Origin of the sequence: Streptococcus sp. F0442 (genome assembly GCF_000314795.2) — a bacterium.
Lineage (GTDB): Bacteria > Bacillota > Bacilli > Lactobacillales > Streptococcaceae > Streptococcus.
In genome coordinates, this window is the sequence record NZ_KB373315.1 from 83,389 (window position 1) to 103,812 (window position 20,424).

Here is a 20,424-nt window from a genome sequence, read left to right on the forward strand (position 1 = left end):
CGTTTGGCTCTTTTCTATACGCATGAATTCATACAAAAAAATATTAAACATCGCCCTTCCTGCCATGGGTGAAAATTTCTTACAAATGCTGATGGGCATGGTGGACTCTTATTTAGTGGCTCACCTGGGCTTGATTGCCATTTCAGGTGTTTCCGTCGCAGGAAACATCATCACCATCTATCAGGCCATCTTTTTGGCACTGGGTGCGGCAGTTGCCAGTGTCATGTCTAAAAGCTTGGGCGAAAAAAATCAAGACACCATTGCCTACCATGCGACAGAGTCGCTGAAGGTGACCTTGTTGTTGAGTGCTCTCTTAGGAGGGGCATCTCTGTTATTTGGACGGCAGATGATTTCGCTGTTGGGGACTGAAGCTGCAGTCGCCGAAAGTGGGGGGATTTACCTTTCCTTGGTCGGTGGGACTATTGTTCTCTTAGGCTTGATGACGACCCTGGGCTCCTTGGTTCGGGTGGCAAACAATCCACGTCTTCCTATGTATGTCAGCTTGTTGACCAATGTTTTGAATGCTCTATTCTCCTCTGTGGCTATTTTCCTTTTTGGTTGGGGCATTGTCGGAGCAGCTTTGGGGACTGTGCTAGCCCGTCTGGTTGGGGTTGTCCTCTTGTGGCAAAAGGTCCGGCTACCCTTTGCCTCCCTTCGTTGGGGATTGGATCGTAAGCTCTTGAACTTAGCACTTCCAGCGGCCGGAGAGCGGCTGATGATGCGGGCTGGAGATGTGGTGATTATTGCGATTGTGGTTGCGTTTGGGACTGAGGCAGTCGCAGGAAATGCCATCGGAGAGACCTTGACCCAGTTTAACTATATGCCTGTATTTGGAGTGGCCACAGCGACGGTCATGCTCGTAGCAAGGAGCCTGGGTGAAGGGGATCTTGAGCAGATTGATCGCCTTCGAAAGCAGTCTTACTGCTTGTCCTTCGTGTTAATGTTACCTATTGCCTTGGGAATCTTTTTTGGGGGCACCCTTCTGACCCATCTCTACACACAAGATACAAAAGCAGTAGAAGCTAGCCTTTCGGTTGTCCTCTTTTCTTTGTTAGGAACACCCTTTACAGCAGGAACGGTCATCTATACAGCTGTTTGGCAAGGCTTGGGAAATGGGAAGCTTCCATTTTATGCAACGACGATTGGCATGTGGGTCATTCGAATTGGAGCCGGTTATCTGCTTGGAGTAACTCTTGGCTTGGGTCTTCCAGGAGTCTGGACGGGGACCTTGCTGGACAATGGCTTTCGTTGGCTATTTTTGAGTCAGCTTTATAGACGAAAAGTAGGAGAGAAGAAAAAATGACAAAACGAGCCTTTATTTGGGATTTGGATGGGACCTTGCTGGATTCCTATGATGCTATTTTAGCAGGTCTTGAGGAGACCTATGCATCTTATCAGCTTCCGTTTGACCGAGCCAGCATTAAAGACTACATCTTGAAGCATTCGGTTCAAGATCTTTTAGTAGCGGTGGCAGCAGAGTATCAACTGGATGTGACGGACTTGAATCATCGCCGAGCAGAAAGTCTATCAGAGAAAAATGCCCAGGTCCTTCTGATGGATGGAGCGCGTGATGTCTTATCTTGGGCGAAGGATGCTGGGATAGAACAATTTGTCTATACCCATAAGGGAGAGAATGCCTTGGTCATCCTGCGGGACTTGGGCTTGGAATCTTTTTTTACAGAGATTTTGACCAGTCAAAGTGGTTTTGCCCGCAAGCCTGACCCAGAAGCTGCCATGTATCTGATAGAGAAGTATGGGTTGCATCCGGAAAAGATCTACTATATAGGGGATCGGAGCCTGGATATTGACTTTGCAAGAAATAGCCAGATTCAGAGTATCAATTTCTTGACGTCTGACTATGAAGGTAATCATCAGATGGAAAGTTTATTAGATATTCCAGCTATTTTAAACGTTGAAAAGAATCTGTAAAGAATTTGTTTTCATTTTGAAATAAAGTCGTAAGCTTTCTTTAAGAAATGTCCGCTATAATAGAATCATAAACAAAGACCTCCTAACTTTGTTTAGAAAAATCCTAAAACTTTTCTTTTTCATAATAATCTCCCTAAGAGTCGCCCAATCAGGCGGCTTTTTTTGTGCGAAAAAACAGTGCAAGCTCTTTTCCTTGCAAGAGGATATGAAATATTTTACAATTGATTAGTCAATTATTGATTTATCAAAAATGAATAGAGGAAGGAATATGGAAGAAATGAATGATTTGCTCTACCAACTACGCTTGGCGGATCAATCAACTACGCAACTTTTTGAAAAGCGCCTAGGGATTAGCCTAACACGCTATCAAATTTTGCAGGATTTATTAGAACAAGCACCTTGCAATCAGATCGCGGTTCAGGAACGCTTGCAGATTGATCCAGCGGCTTTAACCCGACATTTCAAAATATTGGAAAAGGAAGGGTTTGTCCATCGGAGTCGAAATCCAAAAAACCAGCGGGAAATCTTAATTCATTTGACGGATACGGCCTATAATCGGTTGGTCAAACATCCCCCTCGCCATCATGTGGCGGTGAAAGAACAGATGAGTCGGATTTTGACTGCTCAAGAACAAGAGCAATTTTCTTACCTGCTGGACAAATTAGTATCTGGCATTGAACAAATAACAGTCGAATAAAAAGGAGAATCTACGATGTCATTACTGACGATTATTTTAGCAAGTCTTGCTGCACTGGAGCATTTGTATATTTTTTATTTGGAGAGCATCAGAACTACATCTGATACCACCAGTCGGGTTTTCAACATGGATAAAGAAGAACTCGCTCGCCCATCTGTGACCTCTTTATTTAAGAATCAAGGAATCTACAATGCCTTGATTGGTGTCTTCCTCTTGTATGGATTGTTTGTCTCTAAAAATATTGAAATTGTTACGATTTTTGTACTTTTTATTATTGGAGCCGCGGCCTACGGTGCGATGACAGCTAATAAAAAGATTATCTTGACCCAAGGCGGTCCTGCAATTTTAGCATTGTTGAGTATCCTATTTTTAGGATAAAAAGTACGAACCACTAGGGATCTTTGAGCTGATTGTATTAAATTAGTGTAGAAAAAGTATAAAAAAAGACTAAAAATTTTATTGACTTTCTAAGAAAAAGGGTTATAATGGTAGCAACAGAAAAGTAATGAGTCAGCTATTTTCAGGGAGCTTGTGGGAATTGTGAACAAGCAATAGTGACTGATGAAAATTGGACTGTTATGATCAATGAATTCTAACCCATGTGAATTCGGTTGGCACCCCTTACCGTGCAACTCCTTGATAGAGGAGATCGAGATGTAGGGAAAGACCAGCTATTTTTCCCTATAAAAGAGGTGGCACCGCGGACACTACGCCCTCACACAGTTTTTGTGTGAGGGCTTTTCTATGTGCCTTAGCAAGCGAAGCGAGCTTAGGCACATAGATCCCAAAGCGCAAACAGAGCGTGGGATATCCTTGATAGCCTTAGCAAGCGAAGCGAGCTTAGGCACATTGATCCCAAAGCGAAATAGAGCGATGGGATAACCTTGATAGCCTTAGCCAGCCAGGGTACAGCTGAATTCATTAGAATAAAAAAGTTCTAGAAGAGAGGTTTTTGATATGAAAAAAGTTTTATCTGCGGATGTTTTGAGTCCAATTTTGGCTTATATGCGTTTGGATGCGCCCCATAAAATGATCTTGGAGTCGATCCCTCGTGAAAAAGAGAATGCGCGTTTTTCAATTGTGGCCTATCGGCCAGTCAGTGAAATCAAGTTTGAACATGGCATTCTCTATTACAATGATCAGATTGTCGAAGAGGATCCTTTGGACTTTTTGAATCACATCACGGTCAAAACGAAAACTTCCGAAGAGCTTCCTTTTAACGGAGGAGCGATTGGATTTGTCGGCTATGACTTGATTGGCCTCTATGAGAACATCGGTTCTATTCCTGAGGATACGATCGGCACTCCAGATCTTCACTTTTTCTTATATGAAAGCTATGTGATTTTTGATCACAAAAAGGAAAAGGTCTATGTGGTGGAAGAGAACCTCTATAGTGGACGAAGTGAAGCAGAACAAGTGTCGAGTCTGGAGCAAGTGTTAGAGCAGTTGGCGACACCTGCAAAGGAAGAGTTTCAGGACAAGGATCTGCATGCTCTTCATTTCCACAATCATTTGGAGCAAAAAGAGTTTGAGGAAATGGTGGCTTTAGCGCGGGACTATATTCGAAAAGGAGATATGTTCCAATGTGTGCTCAGTCAACGTTTTTCAGCTGATTTTTCGGGGAAACCGCTAGATTATTACCGCAATTTGCGCGTGACCAATCCTTCGAATTATCTCTACTTTTATGATTTTGGGGAGTACCAAATTATCGGTGCTAGTCCAGAAAGTCTGGTATCGGTCAAGGATCGAGTGGTGACGACCAACCCTATTGCCGGCACGCGTCCAAGAGGGATCGATGAAGAGGCAGATCGGCAATTGGTGGCTGAGTTGACAGGGGATCCAAAAGAAGTTGCAGAACACCGGATGTTGGTGGATCTAGGACGAAATGATATTGGTCGTATCGCTCAAAATGGATCAGTTGAAGTAACCAAATATATGGAAGTGGAATTCTTCCGTTATGTCATGCACCTGACGAGTGTGGTCAAGGGGCAATTACTTCCTGGACTAGCCTCCATTGAGGCTCTGAAGGCAACTCTTCCAGCAGGGACCGTTTCGGGTGCTCCCAAGATTCGAGCCATGAAGCGGATCTATGAGGCTGAAAAAGAGAAACGAGGGGTCTATGCGGGGGCTATTGGCTATCTCTCTGTGACGGGGGATCTCGATTTTGCTATTGCGATTCGGACCATGATCCTCAAAAATAAGAAGGCTTATGTGCAGGCCGGAGCAGGAATTGTTTATGATTCGATTGCTGAAAATGAATACCAAGAAACCGTCAATAAGGCAAAATCGATGACAAGGATTGGAGAAGAAGGATGATTTTATTAGTCGATAATTACGATTCATTTACCTACAATTTAGCGCAGTATATCGGGAAATTTGATGAGGTTCAGGTGCTTCGAAATGATGATCCGGATCTGTACCAAGTTGCCCAAGAAGCAGATGCCTTAGTCTTTTCTCCAGGTCCAGGTTGGCCAAAGGATGCGGGCAAGATGGAGGAGATGATCCGAGATTTCGCGGGGGTCAAACCAATCTTGGGGATCTGCTTGGGACATCAAGCGATTGCAGAAGTTTTTGGAGGACGCTTGGGATTGGCCCCTCAGGTCATGCATGGCAAACAAAGCCAGATCCAGCTAGAAGCTCCCTCTCCGCTATATGCGGGTGTCGCAAAAGAAGTTCCGGTCATGCGCTACCATTCGCTGACGATTGAAGACATGCCAGAGGAGTTTGTCATTACCTCTCGGACGACGGATGATCAAGCAATTATGGGAATTCAACACCGCAGCTTACCGATTTATGGTTTTCAATACCATCCAGAAAGTATCGGGACGCCAGATGGGCTCAAGACCATCGAAAATTTTGTCAAACTAGTTAAGGAGCGGAAGATGAAACAAGTGCTTGCAAAGGTAGCGGAAGGAATAGATCTAACCGGCGCAGAATTAGAAGCGGCTATGGAGGAAGTTGTCGCTGGTCGTGCTTCAGAAGCACAGGTGACGGCCCTTCTTCTAGGTCTCAAAATGAAGGGAGAAACGGTTGAAGAGCGGACGGCTATTGCAAAAGTGATGCAGGCCCATGCGGTCGCTATTCCTACAGAAGTTCAAGGAGCGATGGACAATTGTGGAACGGGGGGCGATCGTTCTTATAGTTTTAATATTTCAACAACAGCTGCCTTCGTCCTTGCTGGTGGCGGTGTCAAGATGGCGAAACACGGGAATCGCTCGATCTCTTCCAAATCCGGTTCTGCTGATGTCTTAGAAGCTCTAGGGATAAACCTTGATTTGGGTCCAGAAGATTTAGGTCGAGTGTTTGAAAAAGCGGGCATTGTCTTTCTATTTGCCAAAAATCTGCATCCTGGCATGCGCTATATTATGCCAGCTCGCTTGGCGCTAGGAGTTCCAACAGTGATGAATTTGACCGGTCCTCTGATCAATCCGATTCCTCTAGAAACCCAGCTATTGGGAACCAGTCGTCCGGACATGCTAGAAAGTACAGCGGAGATTCTAAAAAATTTGGGTCGCAAACGCGCAGTGGTAGTGAGTGGCCCACAAGGTTTGGACGAGGCAGGCCTTGATGGAGAAACCCAGCTCGCTATTTTGGAAAATGGACAGGTTGCCTTATCCAGCTTTCAACCAGAAGACATGGGAATGGAGCGCATCGGAATTGACCAAGTACGTGGTGGAGACGCTAAATGCAATGCAGAAATTTTGCTCAGTGTCTTGAAGAATGAAGCGAGTCCATTCTTAGAGGTGACGGTCTTAAATGCAGGCCTTGGTTTTTATGCCAACGGCAAGGTAGATTCTATCAAGGAGGGGATTGCCTTGGCACGGGAAGTGATTGCCAGTGGGGCTGCCCTTGAGAAATTGAGATTATTACAGGAGTATCAAAAATGAGTCAAGAATTCTTGCCAAAGATTCTAAAGGAAAAAGCGCGTGAAGTGGCTGTGATGAAAGAAGAGGAGCTCCAACCTTTGCGCGAGACTTACCGCTTGTATGATTACTTAAAGAGTCATCTAGATAAGCTTCAGGTCATCGCAGAGGTGAAAAAGGCTAGTCCGAGTCTGGGAGATATTCATGTCGATGTGGATATCGTCGCGCAGGCTAAGACTTACGAAGAAAATGGGGCCGTGATGATTTCTGTCTTGACTGATGAAGTGTTTTTCAAGGGCAGTATCGAGTATCTCCGGGAAATATCTAGTCAAGTACGTATCCCCACCCTCAATAAAGATTTTATTGTGGATGAAAAGCAAGTGATTCGGGCGCGAAACGCAGGGGCGACTGTGATCTTGTTGATTGTCGCAACCTTATCAGAGGCTCGTCTGAAGGAGCTCTATGGGTTTGCGACCCATCTTGGCCTAGAGGTTTTGGTGGAGACCCATAATCTGACAGAACTAGAGGTAGCTCACCGGATTGGGGCTCAGATCATCGGGGTCAATAATCGCAACTTGGTGACCTTTGAGACAGATCTCCATACTAGCCTTGAATTGGCGACCAATTTTGAACAAGAACCGGTTTACATCTCTGAGTCTGCTATTTTTACAGCAGCAGACGTGCGCATGCTGGCTCCTTATTTTAATGGTATTCTCGTTGGGACAGCCCTCATGAAGGCAGACAATGTGGCTGAAAAAGTAAAGGAGTTGCAGATTGACAAAGGTTAAAATTTGCGGATTATCCACCCCAGAAGCTATCCAGACCGCTGTTGAAGCTGGTGCAGATTACATTGGTTTTGTCTTTGCGCCGAGCAAACGGCAGGTGACACTGGAGCAAGCCCGGCAGTTGGCTACAGGGATTCCAAAGGGGGTTCAAAAAGTCGGAGTTTTTGTATCGCCACAGAAAGAAGAAGTGGAGCAAGCTTGCCAAGTTGTGGGCTTGGATCTGATACAAGTGCATGGACCGATGGATGATGCCATCTTGCAAGAGTTTCCCCAACAAACGATTCGCGCTGTTCAAGTGGGGAAAGATGCAGCACTTCCTGAGACCGGTGCCGATTATCTGCTCTTTGATGCTCCTGTAGCAGGAAGTGGAGAGACTTTTAACTGGCAAAAGCTCGAAAGTCAAAACGTTACAAAGCCCTTCTTTGTTGCAGGAGGCTTGACGGAAGATAATGTAGCAAATGCTATTTGCTTCTTTCATCCTTATGCGGTGGATGTATCCAGTGGGGTCGAGACAAATGGAAAAAAAGATCAAGAAAAGATAAAACGATTTATAGAAAGGGTCAAGCATGGCATATAAACAACCAGATAAAAACGGATTTTATGGGCGGTTCGGGGGACGATTTGTCCCTGAAACCTTGATGACAGCAGTTTTAGAATTAGAAGAAGCCTACAGAGAAAGTCAAGCAGATCCTTCTTTTCAAGAAGAATTGGATCAGCTTCTGAAACAATATGTCGGTCGGGAAACACCGCTTTATTACGCTAAGAATCTAACCAAGTATGTCGGTGGAACCAAGATCTTTCTAAAAAGAGAAGATCTCAACCACACAGGGGCTCATAAAATTAATAATGCTTTAGGACAGGTTTTGCTGGCACACCGAATGGGTAAAAAGAAGGTCATCGCAGAAACAGGGGCCGGACAGCACGGTGTTGCAACGGCAACGGCCGCTGCCTTATTTGATATGGAATGTACCATCTACATGGGGGAAGAAGATGTCAGACGCCAAGCCCTTAATGTCTTTCGGATGGAGTTGTTGGGGGCAAAGGTTCAATCGGTAACAGATGGGTCGCGTGTCCTCAAGGATGCAGTTAATGCTGCCCTTAGAGCCTGGGTAGCAAACGTGGAGGATACCCACTATATCATGGGATCTGCTCTAGGGCCTCATCCATTCCCAGAGATTGTCCGTGATTTTCAAAGTGTCATTGGCAGGGAAGCTAAACGCCAATTTGCAGAGCAAAATGACGGGGCTCTGCCAGATGCCGTCCTAGCCTGTGTAGGAGGCGGATCGAACGCCATTGGTCTCTTCTATCCTTTTGTAGAGGATACATCTGTTGCCATGTATGGTGCGGAAGCAGCTGGACTTGGGGTAGATACAGACCAGCATGCAGCAACCTTGACCAAGGGACGTCCAGGAGTCCTTCACGGCGCCTTGATGGATGTTTTACAGGATGCCCATGGACAGATTTTAGAAGCCTTCTCGATTTCAGCAGGTCTCGATTATCCAGGGATTGGGCCAGAGCATTCTTATTTCCATGACATCAAGCGGGCAACCTATGTGCCTGTGACAGACCAAGAAGCCCTAGAAGCTTTTCAATTGCTTTCAAAAGTGGAAGGAATCATTCCAGCCCTGGAATCGAGCCATGCTATCGCCTATGCGGTGAAATTGGCCAAGGAGATGGGTCCTGAAAAATCCATGATCGTTTGCTTATCAGGTCGTGGGGACAAAGATGTGGTACAAGTCAAAGACCGCCTAGAACAAGAGAGAGGGGAGTAAGATGGGAAAGACCTTAACAGAGCATTTACAAAAGCTGAAAGATCAGCAACGAGGGATCTTTGTTCCGTATATCATGGCAGGAGATCATGAAAAAGGCTTAGCAGGTTTGCAGGAAACCATCCAATTTTTGGAAGATCTTGGTGTCTCAGCCATTGAAGTTGGTATTCCTTTTTCGGATCCGGTGGCAGATGGCCCTGTGATTGAAGAGGCAGGACTACGAAGTTTAGCCCATGGGACGAAGACAGAGGAACTGGTGCAAACGATCCAGCGCCTGAAGACAAGTGTTCCTTTGGTCATTATGACTTATTTCAATCCCTTGTTCCAATATGGGCTCGAAAACTTCTTTAGAGATTTAGAAGGAACAGCGGTCAAAGGGGTGATTATTCCAGATCTTCCTCATGAGCATGCGGATCTGGTGGAGCCTCTGTTAGCGGATAAAGACATCGCCTTGGTGCCACTGGTGAGTTTAACTACAGGAATCGAGCGTCAGAAGAAATTGATCCAAGATGCAGAAGGTTTTATCTATGCTGTAGCGGTTAACGGAGTGACGGGCAAAGCTGGTAGCTATCGAGATGATTTGGACCACCACTTGGCCCAATTACACGAAATAGCCTCCATTCCCGTTTTAACAGGTTTTGGAGTTTCCAGCATGGAGGATGTTCATCGTTTCAACAAGGTCTCAGATGGGGTTATTGTGGGGTCCAAAATCGTTAAGGCTCTCCACCAAGGGGAGACAGAAGCCATCTCTCATTTTATTTCTCAAGCAGTGAAGGGCTAACAGGTCTATTCTATTTGTAATTGGCTCGATTCTCCTAGATCAAGCTCTTTGTCTACTATTTTAAACATTGCCCTCGTTTGTCTTTACAAACGAGGGTTTCTCGATACAATAGAGATAGTAATAAGAAAAGAGGAGAAGAGAATGATAAGCCTTGAAGAGATTGATCAAGTCGTCCAGTCAGGCCCTTTTGAACCAAGCTGGGACTCTCTTAGCCATCAAGTTTGTCCAGACTGGTATCGGGATGCTAAATTTGGAATATTTATCCACTGGGGGGTCTACAGTGTACCTGCCTTCGGTTCAGAGTGGTATTCACGAAATATGTATATCCAAGGGAATCCTTGCTATGACTACCATCGAGAGTATTTTGGAGACCAGGCTAGCTTGGGCTACAAGGATCTCATTCCTCTCTTTACAGCAGATCGATTTGATCCGGCATCTTGGCTGGATCTCTTTCAAAAAGCAGGCGCTCAGTATTTTTTCCCAGTTGCGGAGCACCACGATGGTTTTCAGATGTATGCCTCTACTCTCTCGCCTTATAATAGCTTAGAAATGGGGCCAAGACGAGATGTTTTAGGAGAACTGAGGGCGGAAGCAGAAAAACGTGGTCTACACTTCTGTACATCTTCTCACCGGGCAGAGCACCAGTTTTTCTTTTCACATGGCAAGGAGTTTGCTAGTGACATTCCGCAAGAAGTCCCAAGAGACAGCCTTTATTGGCCAGCCGAGCCAGAGCCAAAGGATCATTTTGATCTGACTTCCAAGCCTTATCCAAGTAAAGAATTCTTGGAAGATTGGCTGTCGCGAACCTGTGAACTGGTGCGGGACTACCAGCCAGAGCTCCTTTATTTTGACTGGTGGATCCAGCATGAGAGTTTCCGTCCTTACTTGATGCGCTTTTTGGCGTATTATTACAATCTAGCAGCACAAGAGGATCGCAAGGTGGCTGTTTGTTACAAACAGGATGCCCTACCTTTTGGTTCAGGAATCGTCGAGATGGAGCGGGGAGGATACGGAGAGACGCAAGCCTTTCCGTGGCAAATGGATACCGCGATCGCCCGTAATTCTTGGTGTTATACCCAGGATCTAGCCTACAAGACCAGTAAGGAATTGCTACAAAATTTAGTTGATGTTGTGGCAAAAAATGGCAATCTTCTGCTCAATATTGGACCCAAGGCAGATGGCACTATCCCTGAGCAAGACCAAGACATTCTCACAGAGATCGGGGAGTGGCTGGCGGTAAACGGAGAAGCCATTTATCAGAGCCGGCCTTGGCGGGTGTCGTCGGACGGACCGACCGAGGCCCAGGAAGGTTCCTTCTCAGATGGGAAAGCGCCACTCTATACCAACCAAGATTTCCGCTATACCATGCGTGAAGGCCTACTTTATGCTATTCAGCTGGAACCAAGTGGACGGACAGAAGAGCTGACCTTGCCGTCTCTCGCCTATGATCTCAAGCAACCGAGAATCCTTCATGCGCGTATTCGGCAGGTAGAGCTCCTTGGAGAAAGCCAGCTCCTTTCTTGGAGTCAAGATGACCAAGGGCTCCACCTTCGATTACCAGCTTGCAGCAAAAAACAACCGCGTGTTTTGCGTCTCAGTTTTTAGTTTTCTTGAAGCTTTCTATAAGGAATGGTTTAGGTTTCTCTTGTATACTGTACTCATCCAATAAGAAATGAGGTACAGAAAATGAAAATCTCAGTCAATTATCCAAAACGCTTTAAGAAATTGCCACAACAAGGGTCTTGTTACGGCGAATAAACGCTTCTCTTCATTTTTCATAAGAAACTCCTAAAGAAGGCTCTACCCGAAAGGGTAGAGTTTTTATGTACCAGAGACCTTGTGATTCGTGGTATAATAGGCCTATGGAAAAAAAGAACAAATTACTACTCATCGACGGGTCTTCCGTCGCTTTTCGTGCCTTTTTTGCACTCTACAATCAAATTGATCGCTTCAAAAATGCCAATGGGTTGCATACCAATGCGGTCTATGGCTTTAACCTTATGTTGAGCCATCTCTTGGAGCGCATCCAACCAACCCATGTCCTCGTAGCTTTTGATGCAGGAAAGACGACTTTTCGGACGGAGATGTATGCCGACTACAAAGGGGGCCGTGCAAAAACACCAGATGAGTTCCGCGAGCAGTTTCCTTTCATTCGTGAACAACTGGATCATATGGGAATCCGCCATTATGAGCTGACCCAGTATGAAGCAGATGATATTATTGGAACGCTGGACAAGTTGGCAGAATCAACTTCTGATCCTTTTGATGTGACCATTGTTTCAGGGGATAAGGATTTGATCCAGCTGACAGATGACAATACGGTGGTTGAAATCTCAAAAAAAGGAGTGGCGGAGTTTGAGGAATTCACTCCAGCCTATCTGAAAGAAAAGATGGGACTGACACCAGAGCAATTTATCGACCTCAAGGCCTTGATGGGAGATAAGTCGGATAACATCCCAGGTGTCACCAAGATTGGAGAAAAGACCGGGATTAAACTACTCCTAGAATACGGTTCTCTCGATGGCATTTATGAGCATATTGATGAGATGAAGGCTTCTAAGATGAAGGAAAACCTCATCAACGACAAGGAACAGGCCTATCTGTCTAAGACTTTGGCGACCATCGATACCAATGCGCCTATTGAAATTGGGCTGGACGATATCACCTATACGGGTCCTCATCTAGAAAATCTCGCCAAATTTTATGAGGAGATGGGCTTTAAGCAACTCCGTCAGGCCTTGGATTTGAGCGGAGAAGCGACAACTCCTGTAGCCCTTGACTACACAGAAGTCGAGCAAGTCACTTCCGATATGCTCACGGAAGATAGTTTCTTCCATTTTGAGATGTTTGGTGACAACTACCATACAGAACCCATCATTGGTTTTGCATGGGGGACAAAAGGTCAGCTCTACGCGAGTACAGATACTGGTCTTTTACAAACACCGATTTTCAAAGAATTTTTAGAAAAAACACCGCTCAAGGTCTATGACTTCAAACGGGCCAAAGTCTTGCTTACCCACTTGGGCATTACCCTTCAAAATCCCGCGTTTGACAGTCGATTGGCCAAGTATCTCTTATCGACCGTAGAGGACAATGAAATTTCAACCATTGCCAGTCTCTATAGCCAGATTGCACTACCGCTGGACGAAGTCGTTTATGGCAAGGGAGCAAAAAAAGCCATTCCAGAAAAGGCGGTCCTATTAGAGCATTTGGCCCGAAAAGTCGCTGTTTTGCTAGACACTGAAGAGCCTATGATGGAGCAACTAAAAGCTCACGACCAACTAGATCTGCTCTATGATATGGAGCAACCACTAGCAGCTGTTTTGGCCAAGATGGAAATCGCGGGGATTAAGGTGGAACGCCAGACCCTTCAAGATATGCAGGTGGAAAACGAAGCAGTCTTGGAGCGCTTGACTCAAGAAATCTATGAGCTTGCTGGAGAAGAATTTAATATCAATTCTCCAAAACAATTGGGTGTCATCCTCTTTGAAAAATTGAAACTCCCTCTTGAATACACCAAGAAGACCAAAACCGGCTATTCCACAGCTGTTGATGTCTTGGAACGCCTGGCTCCAATCGCCCCGATCGTGTCTAAGATTCTTGAATACCGCCAAATTGCTAAGATCCAATCGACCTATGTCATCGGTCTTCAAGACTGGATTTTGGAAGATGGAAAGATCCATACCCGCTATGTACAGGATTTAACGCAGACAGGACGCTTGTCCAGCGTGGATCCCAACCTGCAAAATATCCCTGTCCGTTTGGAGCAAGGCCGTCTTATTCGCAAGGCCTTTGTCCCAGAAGAGGAAAACAGTGTCTTGTTGAGTTCAGACTATTCACAGATCGAATTGCGCGTCTTAGCCCATATTTCGGGAGATGAGCATTTGATTGATGCCTTTAAACATGGGGCAGATATCCATACATCGACTGCGATGCGGGTCTTCAATATTGAAAAACCAGAAGACGTGACACCGAATGACCGTCGCAATGCCAAGGCAGTAAACTTCGGTGTGGTTTATGGAATTTCCGACTTTGGACTGTCTAACAACCTAGGGATCAGCCGAAAAGAAGCTAAGGCCTACATTGAGACCTACTTCGAACGCTACCCTGGCATCAAGGACTATATGGAGAGAGTGGTGCGGGAAGCGCGTGATAAAGGCTATGTGGAGACTCTCTTCAAGCGTCGTCGGGAGATTCCAGATATCAATTCTCGCAACTTCAATGTTCGAGGCTTTGCGGAGCGGACGGCTATCAACTCACCGATCCAAGGATCGGCAGCCGATATCTTGAAAATTGCTATGATCCACTTGGACCAAGCGCTAGAAAGAGGAGCATACAAGACCAAGATGCTTCTTCAGGTCCACGATGAAATCGTTCTGCAAGTACCAAGTGAGGAGCTGGCAGCGATCAAAGAACTCGTCAAAGAGACCATGGAATCCGCTATTGAGCTTGCGGTACCACTGGAAGCCGATGAGAATGAAGGCAAAACATGGTATGAAGCCAAATAAGATCGAGTTTGTTTAAAACAGAAAGCGGTAGGAGACTTTTCAGTTTTCTACCGCTTTTAACGACAAACACTTGCAATGCCCTTCGTATTGTTATACTATTTAAAGAAAGGAAACGCATACAAAAGGAGATTCATATGGCCTATTCATTTCGCAATCCTAGTGATGGCATTATCAAACATTACCTAGAAACCAGTAAAATCATTGCTGTAGTTGGATTATCTGACCGTGAAGATACGACCAGCCATCGTGTCAGCAAGGAGATGCAAGAGCGGGGCTATCGGATTATTCCCGTTAATCCTCGTGCAGCCGGTGGGCAAATCCTTGGAGAAACGGTATACGCTAGCTTGCAGGAAATTCCTTTCCCAGTAGATATCGTCGATGTTTACCGTCGCAGTGAGTTTTTGCCAGATGTAGCGCGTGACTTTATAGAATCGGATGCGAAGATTTTCTGGGCACAACTAGAGCTGGAAAATCAAGAAGCAGAAGAAATCCTTCGTGGAGCTGGACGAGGAGATATCGTCATGAACCGCTGTATTAAACGGGAACACACCCGACTGATCTTAGGAGACTCTCTATACGGTTTATAAATGACAAGAAATTAACAGTAGAACGATAGAAGAAAACCCCCAGCAGGAAACTGGGGTTTTCTTCTTACTCTTATTTCGTTTCATAGCTTGGATGGCCTGTGAAATGGCGCGGCCCTTGTTTGATCTGCTTGATTTGATCGTAAAATGCAATTTGGCAGTTGATAAAATAAGGCATAGTATAAAAACCAATGACATCGCGCGTGAAGTAATTCAGGAAGTACCATCCAAACAAGGTTAAATCGAGTACCAGGCGATTGCTGCGGAAGCCTTTCATGGTTTCACGACTTTGACGAAGGACTCCCAAAGCTCCCTTGTAGTCGCCGTCTCGTAGTTGTTCGTAGAGGATCAATTCGACAAGGCTGAGACTATAGTACTGTGGCAAGTAAAAGAGGAGACCAAGCAGGCCTAGAACGACACCTGCTGTCATCAGAGGCATTTGACGCATCATGGCCTGAAATTCAGGACTAGCAGCCGTCAAAGTGCTGGGATTGCTGACCTTGTCGTAAATAGCCAAGAATTGAGTGCTAGCATAGGTGCTAACGAGACTCCCGGCATAGAGGATGAGCCCCCATAAAAAGAGGATGACTTGCTTTAAGAACAATGTGATGAAGACAGGGGTGAAGCGATCCTGTTGAAAGATATCCAAGACCCGTGCTCGGTGTTCGATCTTGGGATTGAGCGCATCCAGATAGCTAAAAGTCGCACCAACCACTAAAATGGAGATGATGAAGGCAACAACAGAGGGAAAGAGCTGTAGCTGTATCATGTAGATACTTGCTTGCTGTAAGGTCATATCTGCTAGCAAATCAATCAGATTTTGCCCGCTTAAGAGAAAGTTAGCAAGAATGGTCAATAGGACTGGCAGGGCAAATAGGATAGCTAAGCCCGGTTGCTGGACTTGCATGGTGCGTGCTCGAAGGCGAATTAATTTAAGGTTCATAGATGATACTCTCTTCATAGTAATACTTTTTATTATAACATAAGTCCGTGACAGAGCTGGTAAAATTTGGTACAATCGTACAGGTGCTCACAGGAAAAATCCTGTGACAGGAAAAAAGAAGGCTGGGACTGTCTTTCCCAGTACGGAGGTAACCATGACAGATTCACCGATTCAATATCGATTAATCAAAAAAGAAAAGCATACAGGAGCGCGGTTAGGAGAAATCATCACCCCCCACGGGACTTTCCCAACCCCCATGTTTATGCCTGTAGGGACTCAGGCAACCGTTAAGACCCAATCGCCAGAAGAACTTAAAGAGATGGGCTCGGGCATTATCTTGGCTAATACTTACCATCTCTGGCTTCGTCCAGGGGATGACTTGGTCGCAAAAGCAGGAGGCCTGCACCAGTTCATGAACTGGGATCAGCCAATTTTGACGGATAGTGGAGGTTTCCAGGTCTATTCACTAGCGGATACCCGCAATATCACTGAAGAAGGGGTGACCTTTAAAAACCACCTCAACGGCTCGAAAATGTTCCTTTCTCCGGAAAAAGCCATCTCGATCCAAAACAATCTAGGTAGTGACATCATGATGTCCTTTGACGAATGTCCCCAGTTCTATCAGCCTTATGATTATGTGAAAAAATCAATCGAACGGACCAGTCGTTGGGCAGAACGTGGCCTTAAGGCTCACCGTCGCCCTCATGATCAAGGCCTTTTTGGGATTGTTCAAGGGGCTGGCTTTGAAGACTTGCGTCGTCAGTCTGCGAGTGATCTGGTCAGTATGGACTTCCCAGGCTATTCTATCGGTGGGTTAGCTGTTGGGGAAAGCCATGAAGAGATGAATGCGGTGCTGGATTTCACAACTCCGCTCTTGCCAGAGAACAAGCCTCGCTATCTCATGGGAGTAGGAGCTCCAGACAGTCTGATCGATGGCGTTATTCGTGGAGTGGACATGTTTGACTGTGTCTTGCCGACGCGGATTGCGCGAAATGGTACCTGTATGACTAGTCAAGGACGCCTGGTGGTGAAAAATGCACAATTTGCTGAAGACTTTACGCCACTAGATCACGAGTGTGATTGCTACACTTGTAAGAATTACACCAGGGCTTATCTTCGCCACCTCCTCAAGGCAGATGAGACCTTCGGCATTCGCTTGACTAGTTATCACAACCTCTATTTCTTGATTAACCTCATGAAGCAGGTCCGTCAAGCCATCATGGATGACAATCTCTTAGAATTCCGGGAGCATTTCGTCGAAAAATATGGCTATAACAAGTCAGGACGGAATTTCTAGGAAGAGCTAAATAGCAAGAACAAAGATTGCAGCCATCTGAGAATAATAGGAATAACTGCGAGACGCAGTGGTTGATTGGTATCTTTGGAGCTTGTTAAGCTCCAAAGATAACCTAATCAACTGTGCGGGGGCGAGACGACGAACAAATTGGATATAAATTTGTTCTGTCTCGCTCCCTTTTTTCTATATAATAGCAACTTTTTTTGCGCTCTTTTATTTACGAAAACACTTTCATTAAAAAAACGAAAAAAATCTATTCAAATCCCTTGCATTGAGGCTTTCATTGTGTTAAACTACTATGGTGCTGTGAAAAAACAGCTATTAGCTTTGATGCAAGAGGTTGCGACACGCTCGGTTGCATTGCCACGCAACGCGCGTCGGTTTTCTTGTGGAGCTAGCCTATTATCTTAAATAGACGAAAAGGAGAAAAAGATGGCAAACAAAAAAATCCGCATCCGTTTGAAAGCGTACGAACACCGTACACTCGACACAGCGGCTGCAAAAATCGTAGAATCAGCTACTCGTACAGGTGCACAAGTTGCGGGTCCAATCCCACTTCCAACTGAGCGTAGCCTCTACACAATTATTCGTGCGACTCACAAATACAAAGATTCTCGCGAACAATTCGAAATGCGTACACACAAACGTTTGATCGACATCATCAACCCAACTCAAAAAACAGTTGACGCTTTGATGAAATTGGATCTCCCAAGTGGTGTAAACGTAGAAATCAAACTTTAATCTAAAGCTTGATCAAGAGCATGAAAAACGCTCGTTAAAAACTTTTTGAATAAAAAACTATAGAAAAGGAACTATTTTCTCATGACAAAAGGAATCTTAGGGAAAAAAGTGGGAATGACTCAAATCTTCACTGAAGCTGGCGAATTGATCCCTGTAACAGTTATCGAAGCAACTCCAAACGTTGTTCTTCAAGTTAAAACTGTTGAAACAGATGGTTACAACGCTATCCAAGTTGGTTTCGATGACAAACGCGAAGTATTGAGCAACAAACCTGCTAAAGGACATGTAGCAAAAGCTAACACGGCTCCTAAGCGCTTCATTCGTGAATTCAAAAACGTTGAAGGCTTGGAAGTTGGTGCTGAAATCACAGTTGACACTTTCGAAGCTGGAGACATTGTTGATGTAACTGGTACTTCTAAAGGTAAAGGTTTCCAAGGTGTTATCAAACGCCACGGACAATCACGTGGACCTATGGCTCACGGTTCTCGTTACCACCGTCGTCCAGGTTCTATGGGACCTGTTGCACCTAACCGCGTATTCAAAGGTAAAAACCTTGCAGGACGCATGGGTGGCGATCGTGTAACAATTCAAAACCTTGAAGTTGTACAAGTTGTTCCAGAAAAGAACGTTATCCTTATCAAAGGTAACGTACCAGGTGCTAAGAAATCTCTTATCACTATCAAGTCAGCAGTTAAAGCTGGTAAATAATAAGGAAAGGGGAATACAGTCAAAATGGCAAATGTAACATTATTCGACCAAACTGGTAAACAAGCGGGCGAAGTTGTTCTTAACGATGCGATCTTTGGTATCGAACCAAACCAAGCAGTTGTATTTGATGTGATCATCAGCCAACGTGCTAGTCTTCGTCAAGGAACTCACGCAGTTAAAAACCGCTCAGCCGTTTCAGGTGGCGGACGCAAACCATGGCGTCAAAAAGGAACTGGACGTGCTCGTCAAGGTTCTATCCGCTCTCCACAATGGCGTGGTGGTGGAATCGTCTTCGGACCAACTCCACGTAGCTATGCGTACAAACTTCCTCAAAAAGTTCGTCGCCTTGCACTTAAATCTGTTTACTCAGAAAAAGTTGCTGAAAACAAATTTGTAGCCGTTGATTCTCTTGAATTTACAGCTCCAAAAACTGCTGAATTTGCAAAAGTTCTTGCAGCTTTGAGCATCGATTCTAAAGTCCTTGTTATTCTTGAAGAAGGAAACGAATTCGCAGCTCTTTCAGCTCGTAACCTTCCAAACGTGAAAGTTGCGACTGCTACAACTGCAAGTGTTCTTGACATCGCAAATAGTGACAAACTTCTTGTTACTCAAGCAGCTATCTCTAAAATCGAGGAGGTTCTTGCATAATGAATTTGTATGATGTTATCAAAAAACCTGTTATCACTGAAAAGTCAATGGCTCAACTTGAAGCAGGCAAATATGTATTCGAAGTTGACACTCGCGCTCACAAACTTTTGATCAAACAAGCTGTTGAAGCTGCGTTTGAAGGTGTAAAAGTTGCGAATGTGAACACTGTAAACGTAAAACCTAAAGCAAAACGCGTTGGACGTTACACTGGTTTTACTTCAAAAACTAAAAAAGCTATCATCACGCTTGCAGCTGATTCTAAAGCAATCGAGTTGTTTGCTACTGAAGCTGAATAATCTAAGGAGGAAATATCGTGGGAATTCGTGTTTATAAACCAACAACAAACGGTCGCCGTAATATGACTTCTTTGGATTTCGCTGAAATCACAACAAACACACCTGAGAAAACTTTGCTTGTTTCTCTTAAAAACAAAGCAGGTCGTAACAACAACGGTCGTATCACTGTTCGTCACCAAGGTGGTGGACACAAACGTCATTACCGTTTGATCGATTTCAAACGTAACAAAGATGGAGTTGAAGCAGTCGTTAAAACGATCGAATACGATCCAAACCGCTCAGCTAACATCGCGCTTGTACACTATACTGACGGTGTGAAAGCTTACATCATTGCCCCTAAAGGTCTTGAAGTAGGTCAACGTATCGTATCAGGACCAGAAGCAGATATCAAAGTCGGAAACGCTCTTCCACTTGCTAACATCCCAGTTGGTACTTTGATCCACAACATTGAATTGAAACCTGGTAAAGGTGGAGAATTGGTACGTGCTGCTGGAGCTTCTGCTCAAGTATTGGGTTCTGAAGGTAAATATGTACTTGTTCGTCTTCAATCAGGCGAAGTTCGTATGATTCTTGGAACTTGCCGTGCTACAGTTGGTGTTGTCGGAAACGAACAACATGGACTTGTAAACCTTGGTAAAGCGGGACGTAACCGCTGGAAAGGTGTTCGCCCTACAGTTCGTGGTTCTGTAATGAACCCGAATGATCACCCACACGGTGGTGGTGAAGGTAAAGCACCAGTTGGACGTAAAGCGCCATCTACTCCTTGGGGTAAACCTGCGCTTGGTCTTAAAACTCGTAACAAGAAAGCGAAATCTGACAAACTTATCGTTCGTCGTCGCAACCAAAAATAATCATAAGCAACTAGCTTACACTTT

20 protein-coding genes and 1 pseudogene are annotated in these 20,424 nt (G+C 45.0%); 20 read left to right on the forward strand and 1 reads right to left on the reverse strand.

All coding sequences use genetic code 11. From position 1 onward, the window contains the following. Positions 1–22 precede the first annotated feature (22 nt). The 14 genes and pseudogenes from HMPREF9186_RS06770 to HMPREF9186_RS06830 all read left to right on the forward strand — a co-directional run bounded on the left by HMPREF9186_RS06770 (position 23) and on the right by HMPREF9186_RS06830 (position 14,919). Positions 23–1,303, forward strand: a complete 1,281-nt coding sequence (locus HMPREF9186_RS06770; RefSeq protein WP_037614122.1) for an MATE family efflux transporter — start codon at positions 23–25, stop codon at positions 1,301–1,303. Next, positions 1,300–1,929: an HAD-IA family hydrolase gene (locus tag HMPREF9186_RS06775; RefSeq protein WP_009732013.1), complete on the forward strand. Its 630-nt coding sequence runs from the start codon at positions 1,300–1,302 to the stop codon at positions 1,927–1,929. The genes HMPREF9186_RS06770 and HMPREF9186_RS06775 overlap by 4 nt, the downstream gene beginning before the upstream one ends. Before the next feature lie 268 nt (positions 1,930–2,197). Then, positions 2,198–2,626, forward strand: a complete 429-nt coding sequence (locus HMPREF9186_RS06780) for a MarR family winged helix-turn-helix transcriptional regulator (RefSeq protein WP_009732014.1) — start codon at positions 2,198–2,200, stop codon at positions 2,624–2,626. A gap of 15 nt (positions 2,627–2,641) precedes the next feature. Next, on the forward strand, positions 2,642–3,004 hold the full coding sequence (locus HMPREF9186_RS06785; protein ID WP_009732015.1) for a DUF1304 domain-containing protein: 363 nt from the start codon (positions 2,642–2,644) through the stop codon (positions 3,002–3,004). Between the two features lie 579 nt (positions 3,005–3,583). Continuing rightward, entirely contained in the window at positions 3,584–4,942 is a 1,359-nt protein-coding gene (trpE, locus tag HMPREF9186_RS06790; RefSeq protein ID WP_009732016.1) for an anthranilate synthase component I, read from the forward strand. Beyond that, positions 4,939–5,499, forward strand: a pseudogene (locus tag HMPREF9186_RS11650) (aminodeoxychorismate/anthranilate synthase component II); the annotation flags it as partial. The gene trpE and the pseudogene HMPREF9186_RS11650, both read left to right, overlap by 4 nt. Positions 5,500–5,508: 9 nt before the next feature. Beyond that, positions 5,509–6,513, forward strand: a complete 1,005-nt coding sequence (trpD, locus tag HMPREF9186_RS11655) for an anthranilate phosphoribosyltransferase (RefSeq protein WP_037614169.1) — start codon at positions 5,509–5,511, stop codon at positions 6,511–6,513. Beyond that, the gene (gene trpC, locus HMPREF9186_RS06800; protein WP_009732018.1) at positions 6,510–7,277 is read left to right on the forward strand and encodes an indole-3-glycerol phosphate synthase TrpC; all 768 of its coding nucleotides are present in this window, start codon (positions 6,510–6,512) and stop codon (positions 7,275–7,277) included. Before trpD ends, trpC begins: the two co-directional genes overlap by 4 nt. After that, the gene (locus HMPREF9186_RS06805) at positions 7,264–7,851 is read left to right on the forward strand and encodes a phosphoribosylanthranilate isomerase (RefSeq protein ID WP_009732019.1); all 588 of its coding nucleotides are present in this window, start codon (positions 7,264–7,266) and stop codon (positions 7,849–7,851) included. The genes trpC and HMPREF9186_RS06805 overlap by 14 nt, the downstream gene beginning before the upstream one ends. Then, entirely contained in the window at positions 7,841–9,046 is a 1,206-nt protein-coding gene (gene trpB, locus HMPREF9186_RS06810; protein ID WP_009732020.1) for a tryptophan synthase subunit beta, read from the forward strand. The genes HMPREF9186_RS06805 and trpB overlap by 11 nt, the downstream gene beginning before the upstream one ends. A 1-nt stretch (position 9,047) precedes the next feature. Further along, complete coding sequence (gene trpA, locus HMPREF9186_RS06815; RefSeq protein WP_009732021.1) at positions 9,048–9,824, forward strand: tryptophan synthase subunit alpha; 777 nt, start codon at positions 9,048–9,050, stop codon at positions 9,822–9,824. A 141-nt stretch (positions 9,825–9,965) separates the two neighbouring features. Continuing rightward, positions 9,966–11,429 carry an alpha-L-fucosidase gene (locus tag HMPREF9186_RS06820; RefSeq protein WP_009732022.1) on the forward strand — a complete coding sequence of 488 codons (1,464 nt, stop codon included), beginning with the start codon at positions 9,966–9,968 and terminating at the stop codon, positions 11,427–11,429. A 257-nt stretch (positions 11,430–11,686) separates the two neighbouring features. Next, on the forward strand, positions 11,687–14,332 hold the full coding sequence (polA, locus tag HMPREF9186_RS06825; protein ID WP_037614125.1) for a DNA polymerase I: 2,646 nt from the start codon (positions 11,687–11,689) through the stop codon (positions 14,330–14,332). A gap of 134 nt (positions 14,333–14,466) precedes the next feature. Further along, entirely contained in the window at positions 14,467–14,919 is a 453-nt protein-coding gene (locus HMPREF9186_RS06830) for a CoA-binding protein (RefSeq protein WP_009732024.1), read from the forward strand. A 70-nt stretch (positions 14,920–14,989) separates the two neighbouring features. On the opposite strand, the gene HMPREF9186_RS06835 is transcribed toward HMPREF9186_RS06830, so the two are convergent. Then, positions 14,990–15,859 carry a DUF975 family protein gene (locus HMPREF9186_RS06835; RefSeq protein WP_009732025.1) on the reverse strand — a complete coding sequence of 290 codons (870 nt, stop codon included), beginning with the start codon at positions 15,857–15,859 and terminating at the stop codon, positions 14,990–14,992. A 154-nt stretch (positions 15,860–16,013) separates the two neighbouring features. On the opposite strand from HMPREF9186_RS06835, the gene tgt reads away from it, so the two are divergent. From tgt to rplB, 6 genes are all read left to right on the forward strand, one after another. Continuing rightward, positions 16,014–17,156 (forward strand): tRNA guanosine(34) transglycosylase Tgt, encoded by a 1,143-nt coding sequence (gene tgt / locus HMPREF9186_RS06840; RefSeq protein ID WP_009732026.1) that lies wholly within the window; start codon positions 16,014–16,016, stop codon positions 17,154–17,156. 432 nt (positions 17,157–17,588) lie between these two features. Further along, positions 17,589–17,897 (forward strand): 30S ribosomal protein S10, encoded by a 309-nt coding sequence (gene rpsJ, locus HMPREF9186_RS06845; protein ID WP_003009585.1) that lies wholly within the window; start codon positions 17,589–17,591, stop codon positions 17,895–17,897. A gap of 81 nt (positions 17,898–17,978) precedes the next feature. Continuing rightward, a complete protein-coding gene (gene rplC / locus HMPREF9186_RS06850) occupies positions 17,979–18,605 on the forward strand; it encodes a 50S ribosomal protein L3 (protein WP_003010846.1) in 627 nt (208 codons plus the stop codon). 24 nt (positions 18,606–18,629) lie between these two features. Continuing rightward, positions 18,630–19,253 carry a 50S ribosomal protein L4 gene (gene rplD / locus HMPREF9186_RS06855; protein WP_003009591.1) on the forward strand — a complete coding sequence of 208 codons (624 nt, stop codon included), beginning with the start codon at positions 18,630–18,632 and terminating at the stop codon, positions 19,251–19,253. Further along, on the forward strand, positions 19,253–19,549 hold the full coding sequence (locus HMPREF9186_RS06860) for a 50S ribosomal protein L23 (protein WP_003009593.1): 297 nt from the start codon (positions 19,253–19,255) through the stop codon (positions 19,547–19,549). The genes rplD and HMPREF9186_RS06860 overlap by 1 nt, the downstream gene beginning before the upstream one ends. A gap of 17 nt (positions 19,550–19,566) precedes the next feature. Continuing rightward, complete coding sequence (gene rplB / locus HMPREF9186_RS06865; RefSeq protein WP_000512900.1) at positions 19,567–20,400, forward strand: 50S ribosomal protein L2; 834 nt, start codon at positions 19,567–19,569, stop codon at positions 20,398–20,400. Positions 20,401–20,424 lie beyond the last annotated feature (24 nt).